Here is a 17,498-nt window from a genome sequence, read left to right as displayed (position 1 = left end):
CAGCCATAACCAGAGGGAGACTAAGAAAATGCATATTACTCGTCGCAGTCTGCTGGTCCTTGCGACCGCCGTTGGCCTCGCCGGCGGAAGCCACTTCGCCTATGCCGCCGATGTGCTGAATGTCGGCTCCTATCCGAACAATCCGCCATTCGAATACAAGACCGCCGAGGGCGGTTTCGAGGGCTTCGAGGTCGACATCGTCACCGAAGCGGCCAAGCGCGCCGGCATGACGACCAATATTGCCGACTACGGCTTCCAGGCCCTGTTCGCGGCAACGAGCTCCAAGCGCATCGACGTGGCGATCTCGTCCATAACAATCACGCCGGAACGCCTGAAGTCGCAATCCTTTACGCAGCCCTATTACGATTCCGACATGGGCGTCGCCGCCAAGGAAAGCAGCGCGATCAAAAACCTTGCCGATCTCAAGGGCAAGGCCGTCGGCGTGCTGTCGGGCTCGACGGGCGAAAAATGGGTCAACGACAACAAAGCCGCCCAGGGCTTCGCCGACGTCAAGGGCTACAACTCCCAGCAGGACATGTTCCTCGATCTCGGTGCCGGCCGCATTGACGCCGTCGTCAGCGATATCCCAGGCATGCAGTATCTCTTCGTCAAGACGAAGGGCTTTGCCATCAAGGATCGCATCAAGACCGGCGAACAATACGGCCTGATGATGACCAAGGACTCCCCGCTCGTCGCCAAGATCAACGACGCCATCACCGCGATGAAGAAGGACGGCACGCTGGAAAAGATCCACGAAAAGTGGTTCGGCAGCAAGGCGCCCGCCGGCTCCTCCACCGTCACCGAACTGCCTATCCCCAAGGCGTGATCAAAAGATCATCTACGAAATAGCGCTTACGCCGGCCATTGCGGCCGGCGTAAATGTAAGGAAATCCTATCTTCGTCTCGTACACGGGAGTGCCAATGTCTTTCGTCGATACCTTCTTCAATTCCGACGTCATGATCTCGGCTTTCCCTCAACTGCTGCGCGGGCTTTGGATGACCATCGCGCTTGGCGTGGTCAGCATCGTCATCGGCGTCTCCGCCGGCCTCATCGTCAGCCTGATCCGCCTCTATGCGCCGAAGCCGCTCCAAATGCTGATGATTGCCTACATCGACATCATGCGCGCCATGCCGATGCTGGTCGTGCTGATCTTGATCTATTACGCGCTGCCCTTCGTCGGCATCAGCTTTTCGGCCTGGTGGTCGGCGATCCTCGGCTTTTCCATCGTGCTGGCTGCCTACTCGGCTGAGGTCTTCCGCTCAGGCATCGAAAGCGTGCCGCGCGGCCAGTTCGAAGCCGCCGCCGCCCTCGGCATCCCGTTCCTGATCACGCTCTACAAGGTCGTGCTGCCGCAGGCGGTGCGGATCGTCATTCCGCCGACGACCAGCAACTGCGTCTCCATGTTCAAGGACACGTCGCTTGCCTCGACCGTCGCGCTGCCGGAACTTCTGAAAGAGGGGCAGAACGCTCAGGGCTTCTACGCCAATCCCTCGCCGCTAATCATGGCCGCACTGATCTACATCATCCTGCTCTGGCCGATGGTGCGTCTCGTCAGCGTGCTCGAAAAGAGGTTCAAAAGCGAGCGGGCCCGATAGAGCCGGCCATCAATCGAAGTCACCGCCTGAAAGGTGGTTGCTCACCGACGACTTCACCGCACCGATATCCTGCCAGAGCTCGCTGACGATGGCGGGATCGACATCCGCCATCATATCGCGCAGCCAACCTTCATGGGCGACAGCCATGGCGCCGAAGATCGTCTCGCCCTTCGCGGTCAGCTTCGCGACCGTCACGCGCCGGTCGCCGTCAGGCGTGACGCGCAAGACCAGCCCGTCCGTTTCCAGCCGCTCGACCAGGCCTGTGACATTGCCGTTGGTGACCATGGTGCGCTTGGAAAGCTCGCCGAGGCGCAGGCCGTCGCGTTCGCGATAGAGCTGCGCCATCAGGTCGAATTGCGGCAGGGTCGCGCCGAACTCGTTGCGCAGCCGGCGGCGAATTTCCTGCGAGACCAGCTTGGTGGTCGACAGCATGCGCAGCCAGAGTCGCAGCTCCTGCTTTTTGCCTTCCTGCGCTCCCTGAACAATGATTTCCAGGTCGACGGCTGCACTCTCAGGCTCTGTCATCACGTCAGCTAAACCCACCGCTTTGCATTGCTTATATGAACGATCTAGGGGCCGACATTTGAAATGTCAAAGGTTTACGCGTCAAGTCCGTTGGTCGTCACTTGGCCAGCATTTTCCCCAGCATGAAACCGGAACCGGCGCCGGTGCCCGCGCCGGGCCAGGTGGAGGCTCCGCACATGAACAGCGACCCCACAGGCGTCCTGTAGCGCGAGTAGCCCGCGACGGGTCGGAACAGGAAGTTCTGGTCGAGGTGATGGCTGCCGGAGAGATTGTCGCCGCCGATGAGATTCGGGTTCTCCCGTTCGAGATCGAGGGGCGAAAACACGGATCGTCCCAGTATCTTGCCGCGCAGGCCGGGCGCGTAGCGCTCGACGATATCGAGAACGCGTTCTGCGTAGACATCCTTGATCTCGTCCCAGTTCGCACCGCTGATTTCCCCCGCCGCATCGCCGCGGAATTCCGCCGGCAGGACACGCACCTGGATCCAGAGCACATGCTGCCCGGTCGGAGCGCGCGACGGGTCGATGGCCGTCGGCTGTCCGACGACAAGGGCCGGCTCGGCGGGTAACAAGCCGCCCATCGCCTCGGCATAGACGCGCGACATCATCTCGAGATCTGGCGCTATATGGACATAGGCGAAATTCTGGAGCGCCTTGCCCGCCGTCCAGTCCGGAAGCCCCGACAGCGCCAGGTGGATCATCATCGTCCCTGGACCAGCCCGGAAGCGCGAGACTTTGTTATCGAATTCCTGGCGCGACGGCTCCCGATCGAGAAGCTTGCCGAACAGGATCTGCGGATGGACATTGGCAATGACGGCGCGCCTGGATTCATAGCGACGGCCGTCGGCGAGGATGACGCCGGTCGCCTTCCTACCTGACGTGACGATCTTGTCGACGCGCGTCCCGAGCATAAGCTCGCCGCCCTTGCTTTTCAGCACGGCCGCCATCGCCTCGACGATCGTATCGGCCCCACCCTTGCCGATCACCATGCCGAAGGCCTGGTTGGCCATGGATTCGAGATAGGGAAACAGCGCGCCACCGGCGACATCGGGCGCGAAGTCGAGATGTAGTCCCCAGGCGGCCATCATCGTCTTGAGCTTGGCGTTCTGGAAACGGGCGTCGAGAAAGTCGCGCGGCGAGGCAAACAGCATGCGCGCCGTGTCGTACAGCCAGCCGCTTCCCTTTTCGCGCCATGCCTTCCAAACGACCCTGGCGGCCGCCATCGAAGGCATCGGCGAACCGAGCAGGCCGAAGATATGAGGCGCATCCGCACCGAACTCCGACAGCATGTGCCGCCACGCGGCTGCATCCTGCGGCGATATGTCGGCAATGGCGCCGGTGGTCTTTTCGAGATCGGTGCTGACGCCGAGAAAGGTGCCGTCGCGAAAGACGCTGGCAAAGCAATCCGCCGCGGGCACGAAATTGAGACCTTCGGCCGAAAGCTCGTTCTTGTATTGCGCAAAAAAGGCCGAGCCGGCGAACATGGAGAGGTTCATGGCACAGAGATCGTGGCGGAAGCCGGGCAGCGTCACCTCGCGGGTTTTCACCGCTCCACCCGGCTCGGCATTGCCCTCGATGACGGCAACCTTCCAGCCCTTCGCCGCCAGATGCACCGCCGCTGCCAGGCCATTGTGGCCCGCCCCCACTATGATCGCATCATAGCTCATCGATTGCCCCTCTTTCGCCGGTGATTATTATTGTCACATGCATACATCTTGAGTTTTAAGCTTCAAGTACCAATCAACGCGAATCGCAAAGAAAAGAAACAATCTTGAGTAGTATAATCGCAATCAACCTCAGAGATTCACGTTTAGTTTCAGCGCCTTACAAACACCCGCTAGCCCGCCGGATATGGGTCGATTTTGGGCCTGGAGACCATGCCGGAATGCTTGCAATATCATATATTGTAACATAGGCTCCCTTCATTCCGCCGCCGCGCGGACCCGGTGCCTGGAGGAAAGGCACCCCTGCGCCTGGCGAAGATGGCTTCAAGCTCGATCCTGGACGGAGGCCCGCAATGCGGCTCTTCGCATGGGGTCACGCGACAACAAGGGGAACGCAATCTATGACCGCCACCACACTTTCCAGCCTGGCCTCGGCCCTGCTTTCAGGCTCCATCAAGGTCGTCGATCTCACAGCGCCGCTCGGCCCTGAAACACCGGTACTCTACCTGCCACCACAGTTCGGCAAGAACACGCCGTCGGTCAAGGTCCATACGATTTCGGAATATAACGAGGACGGCCCCTTTTGGGCCTGGAACTGGCTGGAACTCGGCGAACATACCGGCACGCATTTCGACGCCCCCTGCCACTGGATCACCGGCAAGGACAATCCGAACAACACGACCGACACCATACCGACGCAGAATTTCGTCGCACCGGTCAACGTTATCGACCGTTCCAAGGAAGCCGCCGCCAATCCGGACTATCTGCTGACGGTTGACAGCATCAAGGAATGGGAAGCACAGAATGGCGCGATCGAGGCCGGCAGCTGGGTGCTGCTGCGCACCGACTGGTACAAGCGCAACGGCTCGACGGAAACCTTCCTGAACGCCGATGAGAACGGCCCACATTCTCCCGGCCCGACCGCCGAGGCGATCGAATATCTTCTGACCAAGGGCATTATCGGCTGGGGCTCGGAAACCATCGGTACCGACGCCGGTTCCGCCGGCGGAATGAACCCGCCCTTCCCGGCCCATAACCTCATGCACAAGGCCAACCGCTATGGCCTCGCCAGCCTCTCCAATCTCGATCAGCTCCCCGCCAAGGGCGCCGTGCTGATCGCCGCACCGCTGAAGTTCGTCAAGGGCACGGGTTCACCGGTCCGTGCACTGGCACTTATCGCATGATAGGTTGGGAAGGCTGGACTCCAGGGGCGAATTAAGCTCCTCCTTTCCACACTCCTTGCCTATGAGGGGCAACGGCAATGGGCGATCATGACTACATCATCGTCGGCAGCGGCATAAATGCGCTTGTCGCGGCCGCAATGCTCGGCAAGAAGGGCCACAAGGTGCTCCTCCTTGAGCGCAACGACCGCATCGGCGGCTGTCTGCGCACAGAGGAGATCACCGAGCCCGGCTTCATCCACGACGTCATGGCGACGACCATGGTGCTGTTCCTCACCTCGCCGGCCTATAGCGCCATCGGCAAGGATCTCGAGGCCCGCGGCCTGGAATTTGCCCATGCCGACCTTCCCACAGGCGTGCTGAGGCCGGATGGCTCGCATGTGATCTTTTCCAAGGACAGGCGACGGAACATCGCCACCTTCGATGAATTGTCGCTCGGCGACGGGCAGACCTTCTCTCGCGAGATGGACGCGCTCGCCGCCGATGCCCCCTTCCTGTTTTCCCTGCTCGGTGGTGCACTCTGGTCGGGATCGACCCTGAAAAACGTTGCCGGCCAAGGCTGGAATCGCGGCCTGCGCAAGCTTGCGGCCTGGTTCGGTGAAGCCCTGACACCGGCCCGCGGCTATCTGGAGACCAGCTATCGCTCCGAGGATATTCATGCGCTCTGGGCCCCCTGGGTCCTGCATTGCGGCCTGGGGCCCGAAAGCGCCTATTCCGCCGAAATGCTGAAGGTCATCGGCTTTGCGCTGGAGCTTGGCGGCGCGCCGATCGTCAAGGGCGGTGCGGGAACATTGCTGACGGCCTTCGAACGGCTGATCAAGGATAATGGCGGCGAGATCCGCATCAGCGCCGACGTCGAAGCCATCATTCCCGGCGCCAATCGCCGCGCCGACGGCGTGCGCCTTGCAGGCGGCGAAACGCTGAAAGCCAAGGCCGGCGTGATATGTTCGGTAACGCCCAACCAGCTCTACGAACGGCTGATGAAGGACTGGCCCGACCCGCTGCCGACTGAGATCAAGGCCGGCGTTGCGAGCTATCGCTACGGCAAGGGCGACATGCAGATCCACTATGCCCTCTCCGCGCCGCCGCGCTGGAAGGCCGATGCCGAGCTCGGCAAGGTGGCGCTGCTGCATCTGACGCCTGGTCTCGACGGTGTCTCCCGCGCCGCCAATGAATGCGAGCGCGGACTGCTGCCAGCTGAACCCACTGTCTGCGTCGGCCAGCCCGTCTCCCTCGATCCCAGCCGCGCACCGGAGGGTAAATCGATCCTCTGGCTGCAGCTTCCCGAAGCGCCGCGCCATATCAAGGGAGACGCCGCGGGCGAGATCGCAACGCCGAAGGACGGCTGCTGGACGGAAGAGGTGCGCGAGCTCTATGCCGACCGCGTCGAGGCGCTGCTCGAAAGCCATATCGAGAATTTCTCCGGTATAAAGCTCGCGCGCCGCGCCTATTCGCCGGGTGATCTGGAAGCCATGAACGTGAACCTTGTCGGCGGCGACCCCTATGGCGGCTATTGCGGCCTGGACCAGTTTTTCATCTGGCGCCCCTTCAAGTCATCTGTTAACCACCGCACCCACATATCAGGCCTATACCATATCGGCGCCTCGGCGCACCCGGGAGCCGGGCTCGGCGGAGGCTCAGGCTTCCTCCTCGCATCATCGCTGAAGTAACACGTTTCAGGAGGAGTATCGTCGATGGAGGAGCGATTTTCAGGCACTGTTTTAAGGCGTAGTCGGGAGGAGCCCGTAAAACGTCCGACCATGGGCGAAATAGGCCTCAATCACTTCGCGCCCTATCTGATGAACCGGTTGATGGCCCGCTGGAACGCCAACCTGTCGGACGAGCTGCGCGAATACGACATGACGACCGCCAAGATGCGGGCGCTTGCCGTGCTCAGCGTCTCCTCCAGCGTTACGATCAACGAACTCTCCGTCTTCGCCGTCACCGAGCAATCGACGATGAGCCGCACATTGGACTCGCTCGAGCGGCAGGGCTTCATCCGCCGCCAGCCACGCGCCGAGGACATGCGCATCCGCGACGTTTCCATCACCGAAGAAGGCCGCGCCGCCTTCGAGAAGGTGTGGCCGACCATGTACGACCTGTTCCTGCAGATGTTCGACGGCGTCGAGGAGGCCGAATATCGCGCATTTATTTCGACGCTGCACAAGGTGCTGCATAATATCAGGAAGCATGAGATTTGAACTGAGATCGAGGTGACGCCCGTGGCAGCCCCGTCCTTCGAGGCATCTTTCGGCCGCGCATCAAGAGGCACCTCAGGATGAGGCGGAGCGAATTGCGCGGGTGACACAAAGGGTAGCCCTCATGGTGAGGTGCGGAGGGCAGAAGGACCCGAGCCTCGAACCAGGATGGGCTGAAATACACCCTTTACAAAGTCTCCACCGTCTTCAGCGCCCCGTCCAGCGCAGCCCCATTCTCGTCCAGCAACGCCGCCTGCCGCAACCGCTTCATCCAGGCGGCTCCATCCTCGCGGTCGCGCAGCATCGGCAGCGCCGACATCACCCGATCGAATTTCGACAGGCCGCGCGCATGCGTATCGGAATAGCCTTTGACCAGGCGGCGATTGTTCAGCACCTCGACGGCGAGATCGTAGTTCACGCCAAGCAGGTTGGTCGCTGCCACAAGCCAGGCTTCGCGATGCTCGACTTCGCGCATGTGCCGCAGAGTGCCGCGACGGGTGCGGCGCAGGGCCGAGACAATATAGAGGCTGAGGAACCAGAAGAGCGTTCCTGTCTGCACACGGCGGCCCTTGTTGACCATGCGATCGAGACGACCGAAGAGCTTCGGCCGGTTTTCGATCCAAAGGCCGAGACCCTTAGGCATCGTGCCGCAGACTTCCTCCATGCGCGGATGCATGTATTCGGTCATGTAGACGATCTGATCGTCCTTGGCGCCGACCTCCTTGCGCACCCGCTCGAAGCGCGATGCGCGCACCTTGAGATCGGCAACGCGGATGACATCGTCGTAAGCCATGGCGACGGCGACATATTTCGCCGCCTGCACGGTGAAGGCAAAATCCTTGTTCGCGCCGCCGGCCTTGCGGTCGAGCGCATGAAGTGCCGCGACACGGCTCAGATATTCGTCGGCGTAAGCGGGGTCCTGATAGTCTGTCAGTCTCTTCGCACCGGCAAACAGCAGCGGGTGAGCCATTTCTGGAAACTCGGTGCGGATGCGATTGACCAGCCGGTCCAGCGACGGATGGCCGGCCGTCTCGGGCAAAACGTCAAAATGCTTTGGCGGGGTTGCGGAAACGGCATCGCGCGGTTTGTCCTTGACTCGGTCGAAGGCGGCGTTGAACGCCTTGAGGCTCGGCTCGATACCCTTGCCGCCGGCGCGGATCATCGCTTCGAAAGCTTGCTTTGCGAAAGGAAGCGCCCCCGAACCAGCCAGAGCGCCGAACATGGAAGCCGAAATGACGCTGCCGTTCTTGATGGCCAGCGTCTCCATATCGAAGGCGATGGTGCGCTTGGCGGCGAAATCCGTTGCTTCGACCACGACTTCGGGATTGCCGATGCCGTCGCCCGGCTTTTCCTTCTCGCCGACCGCGAAGGATCGATGCGTCGAAGCGATCAGCACGGTCTTGTCTGGCGTAACCAGACCGCGCAGGACGGAGCGGCCGGCCTCCATCAGCTCGGCCGCCATGACGACATCGACATCGCCCGGCGTCGGCATCAGCGAAAAGATCGGCGCGTGACCGTCCCTCGCCGGCAGCATCTCGATATAGTAGATCGTCGCGCCCGTTCGCTGCGCCACGCCGGGCACAGACGTCGTCTGCGCCATCCAGCCTTCGGCCTCCGCAAGACCGACGATCCAGTCGGCCAGCACGCCGCCGCCCTGCCCGCCCATGGCGAGAATGGCAAGCGACAATGGCTTGTCCGTCGAAAGGCGGCTGGCGCCGAGGTCACTCATGCTCACATGCTCGTTCATATCGCCCTCTCAATCCGAAAAGACGATGCGGCCGGCGCGGCGACGCGCCTGCAGCCAGCCGATCACGGCGGAACGCAAGCGGGCGGCGAAGCGGTCCCAACCCGTGGGGTTATGAATAATATCGGCGCGATAGAAGGAGGGACAGAGCACCGCAGCCTCCGCGACTTCGCCGCAATTGCCGCAGCCGACGCAATTATTGTCGATCGCCGCCACCGGATCATCCTTCAGCGGATCGTCGGTATGCTTGACCGACAGCGACGGACAGCCGGAAAGCCGGATGCAGGCGTGATCGCCGGTGCAGACGTCCTCATCGACGCCGAACCGCTCCTTGACCATGCGCTTGCCGTCCTTGACAGCCTTGGCAAACAGCGGCTTCACCCGGCGCTGCTTGTTCAGCATGCATTCCGAGGAAGCGACGATGATCTTCGGCCCCGGCTCCTTCGAGGTCAGCGCCTCGCGCAGCGTGTCACGCATCTTGGCGACGTCATAGGTGCGGTCGATCTGGCGGACCCAGGTCGCGCCGATGCCCTTGACCGCATTGACGATGGAATTATTGGTCTTGCGGCGTGGGTTCAACGCCCGCGATGACGGGATGTCCTGCCCGCCAGTCGCGGCCGAATAAAAATTGTCGACAACGAGGATGACGCCGTCCTGCTTGTTGAAGACGGCATTGCCGACGGAAGTCGCCAAACCATTGTGCCAGAAGCCGCCATCGCCCATGACCGAGATCGCGCGCTTGTCGGCGGCGACATTGAAGGCCGAGGCCGCCGCCGGGCCGAGACCGTAGCCCATGGTCGTACTGCCCAGGTTGAACGGCGGCAGGATCGAGAACAGGTGGCAGCCGATATCGCCGGAGATGTGATGCTGACCGAGTTCGCCCTCTACCATCTTCATCGCGGCGAAGATCGGCCGCTCGGGACAGCCAATGCAGAAGCCCGGCGGGCGCGGCGGCACGACTTCGGCGAGCGCCTTGATCTTCGGATCGTTGAGGATCGGCGACGGATCCGGCAGTGGCGGCTGGTTGCCGAGCAGCACGCGCTGATGTGTCTCCAGGAAATTCTTGATGCCCTTCATCAGGACAGGCGCGGTATATTCTCCGCCCATCGGCAGGACATCCTTGCCGGAAATCTTCGTCTGGATATCGCGGCGCCGCAGGATGGTGTTGAGCGACTGCTCGATGTATTCGGGCGCACCCTCCTCGACCAGCAGAACCGCTTTCTTATTGGCGCAGAACTCGGCCATCTGATCGTCGATCAGCGGATAGGCGACGTTCAGCACGTAGAGCGGCACGGCGGAATTGCCGTAGACATCGGCAAGGCCGAGCTGCTGCAGCGCCCGCATGACGCCATTATACGCACCACCGAGCAGGATGATGCCGACCTCGCCTTCGGACGGACCGAAATACTCGTTGAGCTGGCGCCTCTTGATGAACTCGACGGCAGCCGGCCAGCGCTTCTCCAGCTTCTCCTTCTCATGCAGGAAGGAGGCCGGCGGCAGCACGATGCGGTTGACATCGCGGATCGGATTTTCCAGCGCCTGCTTCAACGTATAGGCCGGCCGCTTGTTGTCCTTGGCGACGAACTGGCCGTGCACATGACAGCTGCGAATGCCGACCTGCAGCATGACGGGCGTATTGGAGGCCTCCGAAAGCTCGAAACCCTCCTCCACCGCCCGCACGATCGATGGCAGGTTCGGGCGCGGGTTGAGCAGCCACATCTGCGATTTCATCGCATAGGCATGGCTGCGCTCCTGCATGATCGAGGAACCCTCACCGTAGTCTTCGCCGATAATGATCAGCGCACCGCCGGTGACCCCACCCGAGGACAGGTTGGAGAGTGCATCGGAGGCGACATTTGTCCCCGCCGTCGATTTCCAGGTGACGGCGCCACGCACCGGATACATCACGGAAGCCGAAAGCATGGCGGCAGCCGCCGCTTCCGATGCCGAGGTCTCGAAATGGACGCCCAGATCCTCCATCACGTCCTTGGCGTCAGCGAGCACGTCCATGAGATGGGAGATCGGCGAGCCCTGATAGCCGCCGACATAGGACACGCCGGATTGCAGGAGTGCCTTGGTGATCGCGAGAATACCCTCGCCGCGGAAGATATCGCCTTCCCCGAGCTTCAGATCCTCGACCTCGCGCGCAAAAGACCGCTCGGCCATAGACGTTACCCCTTTGCCCTATGGGCTTCTTTTAAATCATTTGCAAAATCATATTTTGAACTTCCTCGAGCTGTCAACGAACAAATATGAGACTTCGAGGGGTTGATTGGCGCTCAAGCCGCAGAACTGTGCCGTCCGATTCCGAAAGCGCCACGAAGAAATCGTGGGTGAAAGCGCATATATATGCAAATGCATGAAATATGGGCGCATTACGAGGCGCGCTGAAAAATGAAGGCCTGGATTTTGTGAGACGCTCAGAGAAAGCGCTTGCCGCTCCGAAATACTTATTTTAGGATTAAAACATTCCGACAATAAATCGCCAGCGGCAGGCGGGCGTCATGCTTTTCTGCCGCTTAACAGGGGAACGGAGTGACCATGACAACGCTTACTCGGCGCGAGGCCTTGAGCCTCGGCGCAGCCGCATTCATTACTGGGGTTCTCGCGGGCAGGACGCATGTGGAAGCCGCCGAAGCCGGCACGCTGACCATCGCTTACAACGTCAACCTACCTTCTTTCGATCCGACCACAGGACCGTCGGCGGTCAATCCGTCGATCCAGGCGATCTATCGCTCGGTCTTCGACCAGTTCATCGCCCAGGGGCCGGACCTGAAATTCCAGCCGGGCCTTTTGACCGCCTGGGGCTGGAACGACGACAAGACCAAGGTTTGGATGGACGTTCGCGAGGGCGTTACCTGGCATGACGGCTCCAAGTTTACGCCCGACGACATCGTCTGGTCGCTGGAGCGCGCCGCCAAGCAGGAAACCGGCAACCCGATCCAGTTCATCTGGTCGACGGCCAATAATTATAAGGTGGAAGGCAACCGTATCACCGGCGATGTCGTTCGCTTCGAACCCACTTACTTCAAGTGGATGGCTTTCCTCACCGGCTATGTTCTGCCGAAGGACTATTATACCAAAGTGGGCGCACAAGGCTTCGAGAAGAAGCCTGTAGGTACCGGCCCCTATATGGTCGACGCCTATGAGGGCAATTCCTATCTGCGCCTGAAGGCGAACCCCAACTATTTCGGCGGCAAGCCGGCTTTCGATACGGTCATCTTCAAGTTCGTGCCCGACACCACGAGCCGCGTCGCCGAAATCGAATCCGGCTCGTCGGACGTGACGCTGGAAATCCCCTATGAGGATTTCGACCGGCTGAGGAAGAAGTCCGGACTTGCAGGCGTTGCCACGCCGATCTCCGATATCGGCATGATCTTCATCAGCAACGTCGACCCGATGCTCGACAAGAACGTCCGCCTCGCTGCCAACCTGGCGATCGACAAGGAAGCGATCATCAAGCGTCTGCTGCGCGGCTACGGCAAGCCGCTTTCGACGCTGGAAGCACCGGAATACGAAGCCTACGACGCCTCGATCAAGATCCCCTATGATCCGGAACAGGCGAAGAAGCTACTGGCGGCCAGCGGCTATTCGCCGGCAAAGCCGGTCAAGTTCGGCATCAAGACGACCCGCGGCTTCAAGCCGAAGGATTACGAGATGATCCAGGCGATCGTCGGCATGTGGCGCAAGGTCGGCATCGAGGCGGAAATCGAAGTCTACGAAATCGCCAAGCATTACGAACTGCGCGCCGCCCACCAGCTCGGCCCCGCCGCCTTCTATAACTGGGGCAACGCCATCGGCGACCCCACGACATCGACCGGCTTCGCCATGTTCGGCCCCTCCCCGCACTCGGCCTGGAAGACCAAGGATGTCGACGACATGCTGGGTCCGCTCTGGGTGGAAAAGGACGAAGCGAAGCGCATCGCCGGCTGGAAGGCTGCAATCAAGTACATTGCAGAACAGGGCTATGTGATCCCGCTGCTGCAATATGTTCAGCCGATCGTCTATAAATCGAGCCTGAAGGTGACGCCGAACGTTTCCGGCGCGCTGCAGCCGACGCTGGTGTCGAAGGGTTGATCGTCCAGCTTTGAACGTGTAGCCCGGCCCCTCACCCTAGCCCTCTCCCCGCTCGCGGGGAGAGGGAACGATCTTTGTATCCTCGCCGGAACATGTCGTTAGGGGTAGGCTGTAGGTGCGTCTTCCCTTCTCCCCTTCAAAACGGGGAGAAGGTGCCCGACAGGGCGGATGAGGGGCTTGGGGCTCTCCATCACCACCAGCCGTGCGATCGGAATTCATAACGAATGATAGCAGTCTCCATTCTCAACCGCCTGATCATGGCCGCCGCCACGCTCTTCGGCGTGGCGTTGATCGTGTTCGTGCTCCTGCGGGTCGTGCCGGGCGATCCCATCGCCATGATGATCTCACCGGGCGCTAGCCCCGCCGATATCGCCGCGCTCCGCGCCCACTACGGCCTCGACGCAAGCCTGACCACCCAATTCGGCATCTGGCTGAAGTCGGTGCTGGCGGGTGATTTCGGCACCTCGATCTCGCTGAAACGCGATGTGTTATCGCTCTTGGGAGAGCGCCTGCCGGCGACGCTGGAACTGGCTTTTGCGGCCCTCGTACTCGCGGTCCTTCTCGGCGGCGCTGTCGCCATCATCGGCACACTCGCCCGCCGCACCATCCTCGAACCGATCCTCGACAGCCTCAACGGCCTCTTCCTTGCCGTGCCGGATTTCGTCTGGGCGCTGGCGCTGGTTCTGGTCCTCGGCGTGCTGTTTCCGCTCTTCCCGCTTTCCGGCCGCATCGATCCAAGCACGGACGTGCAATTCGCGACCCCCTTCTATCTCATCGAAAGCCTGCTCACCCTCCGCTTCCGCGTCTTTGCCGATATATCAGCCCATATGGTCATGCCGGTGCTGGCGCTCGGCCTGCCGTTGGCGGCCATCATCGCCCGCGTGCTGAAGGCCGCACTCTCTGAAGCCATGGTGCAGGACTATATCCTGCTCGCCAAGCTGAAGGGCATGTCCGACCTGCGGCTGGTGCTGCAGGAAGCGTTGCGTAACGCCGTCGGCCCGACGATCGCGCTCACCGGCGTACAATTCACTTTCCTGATCGGCGGCACCGTCATCGTCGAGCGCATCTTCGCCTATCCCGGCATCGGAAACATGGCGATCGACGCGGTCATCAACCGCGACCTGCCGCTCATCCAGGGGCTCGTCTTGGTCTTCGGCGCTCTCTTCATCCTCGTCAACCTGGCAGTTGACCTGCTGGTCGCGGCCTTCAATCCGAGGCTCACCCATGGCTGACGTCATCTCGCCCGCCATGCCAAGCCCGCCCTCCAGAGTGGCGAAACGGGTTCGTGCATTGCTCTCCGAGCCGAAGGTGATCTTCGGCGGCGGCTTCATCCTCGTCCTGATCATTCTCGCTGTTTTCGCGCCCTATCTCGCGCCGAAGGATCCGCTGGAGCAGGATCTCATGTCCGGCACCTTGCCGCCGGTCTGGGTCGACGGCTCCGATCCAGGCTTCCTGCTGGGCACGGACGATCTGGGCCGAGACGTCCTGTCCCGCGTCATCTTCGGCACGCGTATCGCATTGACGGTCGCCTTCGTCGCGGCAGGGCTTGCGGCATTCATCGGCACGTTGCTCGGCCTTCTCGCCGGCTGGTATGGCGGCTGGATCGACAGGGCGATCTCGCGCCTGGTCGATATCTGGATGGCCTTCCCGCCGGTGCTCTTGTCGATCCTGCTGGTCGCTGTCTTCGGCTCGGGCGTGCATTCGGTCATCGCCGCCATCGTCATCATCGACTGGACCCGCTTCTGTCGCGTCGTGCGCTCCGAAACCCAGGCGCAGGCGCAGATGGACTACGTGACGGCCGCCCATACGATCGGCTTTTCGCGGGCGAAGATTCTCTTCAGCGAGATCCTGCCCAATGTCATGCCGGTGCTGATCGCGCTTGTCAGCCTTGAGATGGGCATCGCTGTCATCGTCGAGGCCATCCTGTCCTTCGTCGGCCTCTCCGTCTCCTCGGACACGCCGACCTGGGGCGGCATGATCGCCGAGGGCAGGCAGATGATCTACCAAGGCTGGTGGGTGCTGGTCGTGCCGCTGATCGCCCTCTTCGCGACTGTACTTGCCTTCAATCAACTCGGCGACGGCCTGCGTCGCGCTCTCGATCCGGTAATGCGCCGATGACATCTACGCTTCTCTCTATAATGGGCCTCAGCGCCGTATCCGACCGCGACGGCGGCGCACCGATCCTGCGAGATGTCTCCGTCACGCTCGAGCGCGGCGAAGTGCGCGGCCTCGTCGGAGAAAGCGGCGCCGGCAAATCGACGATCGCGAAGGCCTTGCTCGGCATCCTGCCGCGCGGCGTTCGCATCACCGGCGGCTCCATCCTTTTCGAGAATCGCGATCTTCTCACTCTCTCCGCTAGGGAATTGCGCGATATCATGGGCAGCGACATCTCGCTGATCCCGCAGGACCCGCAGACGGCGCTCAATCCTGGCCGCCGCATCGAGGCACAACTGACCGATGGCCTGCGGCTGAAGCGGGGTATGTCGTCGCGCGATGCGAGACTGCGCGCGCTGAAATTGCTGGAAGAAGTGCATATCCGCGATCCCGAGCGCGTGCTGCGTGCCTATCCCCATGAATTGTCGGGTGGCATGCGGCAACGCATCTTGATTGCCGCCGCCTTTGCGCTGGAGCCGAAGCTGGTTGTCGCCGACGAGCCGACCACGGCGCTTGACGTCACCGTGCAGAAGCAGATCCTGCGCCTGATCCGCGGCCTGCAGGAGGCGCATGGCACCGCCGTCATCTTCGTCACTCACGATCTCGGCGTCGTCGCCCAGATCTGTGACAGCGTTACCCTGCTCTATGCCGGCAAGGTCATCGAGCAGGGCAAAACCGGCGATGTGCTTGCGCGCCCGCAGCACATCTACACGAAATCGCTGCTGTCAGCCGGCCCGCGCTACGACCGGCCGGATGCCGGGCTGACGCCGGTGCCGCAGGCGGTCTTCGAGCAATTGCGCCGAGAGATCGGCATTCCGGAGGTCGGACGATGAGCACTTCCGATAATCTCATGTCGGCCAGAGGCATCGAGGTCACCTATGGCGCCAAACGGCATCTTTTCGGACCACCGGGCCATGGCATCAAGGTGCTGCACGGCGTCGACATCGATATCCGCCGCGGCGAGACCGTCGGCATCGTCGGCGAAAGCGGCTCGGGCAAGACGACGCTCGGCCGTGCCCTGCTGCGCCTGGTCGACGTCTCCGCCGGCAGCATCCATTTCGACAGCAGGGACATCACGCATCTGCCGGATAGCGAAATGCGGCCACTGCGCCGGCGCATGCAGATGATTTTCCAGGACCCTATGGCCTCGCTCAACCCGCGCCATACGATCCGCCGCATTCTGGTCGAGCCGCTGCTCCTGCACGGACTGGCCTCGGATCGCAAGGAGGCCGAACGCCGCGTCGCCAAAATCCTCGAGCGAGTGACGCTGCCTCAAGCATGCCTCGACCGCAATCCGCACGAGCTTTCCGGCGGCCAGCGCCAGCGCATCGGCATTGCCCGCGCCGCCCTGCTGGAACCGGACTTCGTGCTCGCCGACGAGATCGTTTCCGGCCTCGACGTGTCGACCCAGGCGCAGGTGCTTAACCTATTGAAGGAACTGTCGCGAGACCTCGGCCTGTCCATGGCCTTCATCAGCCACGACCTCTCGGTCATCCGCGCTCTCTGCGACCGCGTCTACGTCCTGCGGCACGGCCGCATCGAGGAAGAAGGCGATTGCGAGCGCGTCTTCACTGAACCCGCTTCCGCTTATACCCGCATGCTGCTCGATGCGATTCCCCTGCCGGAAATCGACCCGCACTGGCTCGGCCGCGAAAGCCTGATTGAAGAAGCATCCAGTGCTTGAATAGTCGCCCGCAGGGGGGCGCAAAGCTGCCATTTTAACCGCAGCGAGCTGCGCGACGGCACCGGCAACAGAAGGGAAGCAATATGAAATACCCTGTGTCAGCAGCAACAAAAGCCACCGGGCTACCCGGACTTCGTGGTCACGACCATACAGGACTCACGGTACCGGATATGAAGCAGGCGATCGATTTCTTCGAGAATGTGCTCGGCTGCGAGGTCGTAATGTCATTCGGGCCGTTTGCCGACGATAAGGGCACATTCATGAAAGATCTGCTCGGCGTCGACCCCAAGGCTGAAATAAAGCAGATAACGCAAGTCCGCTGTGGCTTCGGATCGAACATCGAGCTGTTCGAATATTCGGCTCCCGATCAGCGAGATCTCCAGCAGAAGAACAGCGATGTCGGTGCATTTCATATCTCGCTGTACGTTGACGATATCGCGGCAGCAAAAGCCTATCTCGATAGCAAGAACATCGAAACGCGGCTGGGACCATTCACAATCGACGACGGTCCGGCAGCTGGCCAGTCGATCCTTTACTTCCAGGCACCATGGGGGCTGCAGTTCGAAGCAATCAGCTATCCGAAGGGCATGGCCTATGAAAAAAGCGCCAAAACACGGCTATGGAATCCGAAGAGCCCGAGCAAGTGAGATTTGGCGGGAAAACGACGTCCTGATCG

15 protein-coding genes are annotated in these 17,498 nt (G+C 61.5%); 11 read left to right on the top strand and 4 right to left on the bottom strand.

Annotated elements, in window-relative coordinates; all coding sequences use genetic code 11:
* Positions 1–28 precede the first annotated feature (28 nt).
* Both FHT28_RS01940 and FHT28_RS01935 read left to right on the top strand, forming a co-directional pair.
* Complete coding sequence (locus tag FHT28_RS01940) at positions 29–826, top strand: ABC transporter substrate-binding protein (RefSeq protein ID WP_037195320.1); 798 nt, start codon at positions 29–31, stop codon at positions 824–826.
* A 95-nt stretch (positions 827–921) separates the two neighbouring features.
* Complete coding sequence (locus tag FHT28_RS01935) at positions 922–1,596, top strand: amino acid ABC transporter permease (protein ID WP_037195322.1); 675 nt, start codon at positions 922–924, stop codon at positions 1,594–1,596.
* Positions 1,597–1,605: 9 nt separating this feature from the next.
* Here the strand turns inward: FHT28_RS01935 and FHT28_RS01930 are convergent, their stop codons facing one another.
* Together FHT28_RS01930 and FHT28_RS01925 are read right to left on the bottom strand one after the other, a co-directional pair.
* Complete coding sequence (locus FHT28_RS01930; protein ID WP_037195324.1) at positions 1,606–2,121, bottom strand: MarR family transcriptional regulator; 516 nt, start codon at positions 2,119–2,121, stop codon at positions 1,606–1,608.
* A 97-nt stretch (positions 2,122–2,218) separates the two neighbouring features.
* Positions 2,219–3,787: an NAD(P)/FAD-dependent oxidoreductase gene (locus FHT28_RS01925; protein ID WP_168595448.1), complete on the bottom strand. Its 1,569-nt coding sequence runs from the start codon at positions 3,785–3,787 to the stop codon at positions 2,219–2,221.
* A 398-nt stretch (positions 3,788–4,185) separates the two neighbouring features.
* Between FHT28_RS01925 and FHT28_RS01920 the strand changes: the two genes are divergently transcribed.
* The 3 genes from FHT28_RS01920 (at position 4,186) to FHT28_RS01910 (ending at position 7,166) form a co-directional block, all read left to right on the top strand.
* Positions 4,186–4,968 carry a cyclase family protein gene (locus FHT28_RS01920; RefSeq protein WP_047562323.1) on the top strand — a complete coding sequence of 261 codons (783 nt, stop codon included), beginning with the start codon at positions 4,186–4,188 and terminating at the stop codon, positions 4,966–4,968.
* A 77-nt stretch (positions 4,969–5,045) separates the two neighbouring features.
* Positions 5,046–6,635 (top strand): NAD(P)/FAD-dependent oxidoreductase, encoded by a 1,590-nt coding sequence (locus FHT28_RS01915; RefSeq protein WP_168595447.1) that lies wholly within the window; start codon positions 5,046–5,048, stop codon positions 6,633–6,635.
* 24 nt (positions 6,636–6,659) lie between these two features.
* Positions 6,660–7,166, top strand: coding sequence for a MarR family transcriptional regulator (locus FHT28_RS01910; RefSeq protein WP_037195331.1), 507 nt, complete (start codon positions 6,660–6,662; stop codon positions 7,164–7,166).
* Between the two features lie 184 nt (positions 7,167–7,350).
* Here FHT28_RS01910 and FHT28_RS01905 read toward each other — a convergent pair whose 3' ends face one another.
* Positions 7,351–8,910, bottom strand: coding sequence for an indolepyruvate oxidoreductase subunit beta family protein (locus tag FHT28_RS01905; protein WP_210255662.1), 1,560 nt, complete (start codon positions 8,908–8,910; stop codon positions 7,351–7,353).
* Positions 8,911–8,919: 9 nt separating this feature from the next.
* Entirely contained in the window at positions 8,920–11,073 is a 2,154-nt protein-coding gene (locus FHT28_RS01900) for an indolepyruvate ferredoxin oxidoreductase subunit alpha (RefSeq protein WP_168595446.1), read from the bottom strand.
* A 375-nt stretch (positions 11,074–11,448) separates the two neighbouring features.
* Between FHT28_RS01900 and FHT28_RS01895 the strand changes: the two genes are divergently transcribed.
* From FHT28_RS01895 to FHT28_RS01870, 6 genes are all read left to right on the top strand, one after another.
* Positions 11,449–12,984, top strand: coding sequence for an ABC transporter substrate-binding protein (locus tag FHT28_RS01895; protein ID WP_168595445.1), 1,536 nt, complete (start codon positions 11,449–11,451; stop codon positions 12,982–12,984).
* A 224-nt stretch (positions 12,985–13,208) separates the two neighbouring features.
* Positions 13,209–14,216: an ABC transporter permease gene (locus tag FHT28_RS01890; protein WP_168595444.1), complete on the top strand. Its 1,008-nt coding sequence runs from the start codon at positions 13,209–13,211 to the stop codon at positions 14,214–14,216.
* Complete coding sequence (locus FHT28_RS01885; protein WP_168595443.1) at positions 14,209–15,102, top strand: ABC transporter permease; 894 nt, start codon at positions 14,209–14,211, stop codon at positions 15,100–15,102. Before FHT28_RS01890 ends, FHT28_RS01885 begins: the two co-directional genes overlap by 8 nt.
* The gene (locus FHT28_RS01880) at positions 15,099–15,971 is read left to right on the top strand and encodes an ABC transporter ATP-binding protein (RefSeq protein WP_168595442.1); all 873 of its coding nucleotides are present in this window, start codon (positions 15,099–15,101) and stop codon (positions 15,969–15,971) included. Before FHT28_RS01885 ends, FHT28_RS01880 begins: the two co-directional genes overlap by 4 nt.
* A complete protein-coding gene (locus tag FHT28_RS01875; protein WP_168595441.1) occupies positions 15,968–16,822 on the top strand; it encodes an ATP-binding cassette domain-containing protein in 855 nt (284 codons plus the stop codon). Before FHT28_RS01880 ends, FHT28_RS01875 begins: the two co-directional genes overlap by 4 nt.
* A gap of 83 nt (positions 16,823–16,905) precedes the next feature.
* Entirely contained in the window at positions 16,906–17,469 is a 564-nt protein-coding gene (locus tag FHT28_RS01870; RefSeq protein ID WP_047562309.1) for a VOC family protein, read from the top strand.
* Positions 17,470–17,498 lie beyond the last annotated feature (29 nt).

This window comes from Rhizobium sp. SG570 (assembly GCF_012275345.1).
Lineage (GTDB): Bacteria > Pseudomonadota > Alphaproteobacteria > Rhizobiales > Rhizobiaceae > Rhizobium > Rhizobium lusitanum.
Note: the sequence above shows the minus strand (reverse complement) of the source record. Positions and strands in the feature narration are given on the sequence as shown.

Bases quoted from the DNA above. Each gene is read 5' to 3' on its own strand.
- FHT28_RS01915 (WP_168595447.1), top strand. From the start codon at position 5,046: ATGGGCGATCATGACTACATCATCGTCGGCAGCGGCATAAATGCGCTT.
- FHT28_RS01885 (WP_168595443.1), top strand. From the start codon at position 14,209: ATGGCTGACGTCATCTCGCCCGCCATGCCAAGCCCGCCCTCCAGAGTG.
- FHT28_RS01935 (WP_037195322.1), top strand. From the start codon at position 922: ATGTCTTTCGTCGATACCTTCTTCAATTCCGACGTCATGATCTCGGCT.
- FHT28_RS01910 (WP_037195331.1), top strand. From the start codon at position 6,660: ATGGAGGAGCGATTTTCAGGCACTGTTTTAAGGCGTAGTCGGGAGGAG.
- FHT28_RS01925 (WP_168595448.1), bottom strand. From the start codon at position 3,787: ATGAGCTATGATGCGATCATAGTGGGGGCGGGCCACAATGGCCTGGCA.
- FHT28_RS01895 (WP_168595445.1), top strand. From the start codon at position 11,449: ATGACAACGCTTACTCGGCGCGAGGCCTTGAGCCTCGGCGCAGCCGCA.
- FHT28_RS01905 (WP_210255662.1), bottom strand. From the start codon at position 8,910: ATGAACGAGCATGTGAGCATGAGTGACCTCGGCGCCAGCCGCCTTTCG.
- FHT28_RS01940 (WP_037195320.1), top strand. From the start codon at position 29: ATGCATATTACTCGTCGCAGTCTGCTGGTCCTTGCGACCGCCGTTGGC.
- FHT28_RS01870 (WP_047562309.1), top strand. From the start codon at position 16,906: ATGAAATACCCTGTGTCAGCAGCAACAAAAGCCACCGGGCTACCCGGA.
- FHT28_RS01890 (WP_168595444.1), top strand. From the start codon at position 13,209: ATGATAGCAGTCTCCATTCTCAACCGCCTGATCATGGCCGCCGCCACG.
- FHT28_RS01900 (WP_168595446.1), bottom strand. From the start codon at position 11,073: ATGGCCGAGCGGTCTTTTGCGCGCGAGGTCGAGGATCTGAAGCTCGGG.
- FHT28_RS01930 (WP_037195324.1), bottom strand. From the start codon at position 2,121: ATGACAGAGCCTGAGAGTGCAGCCGTCGACCTGGAAATCATTGTTCAG.
- FHT28_RS01920 (WP_047562323.1), top strand. From the start codon at position 4,186: ATGACCGCCACCACACTTTCCAGCCTGGCCTCGGCCCTGCTTTCAGGC.
- FHT28_RS01880 (WP_168595442.1), top strand. From the start codon at position 15,099: ATGACATCTACGCTTCTCTCTATAATGGGCCTCAGCGCCGTATCCGAC.
- FHT28_RS01875 (WP_168595441.1), top strand. From the start codon at position 15,968: ATGAGCACTTCCGATAATCTCATGTCGGCCAGAGGCATCGAGGTCACC.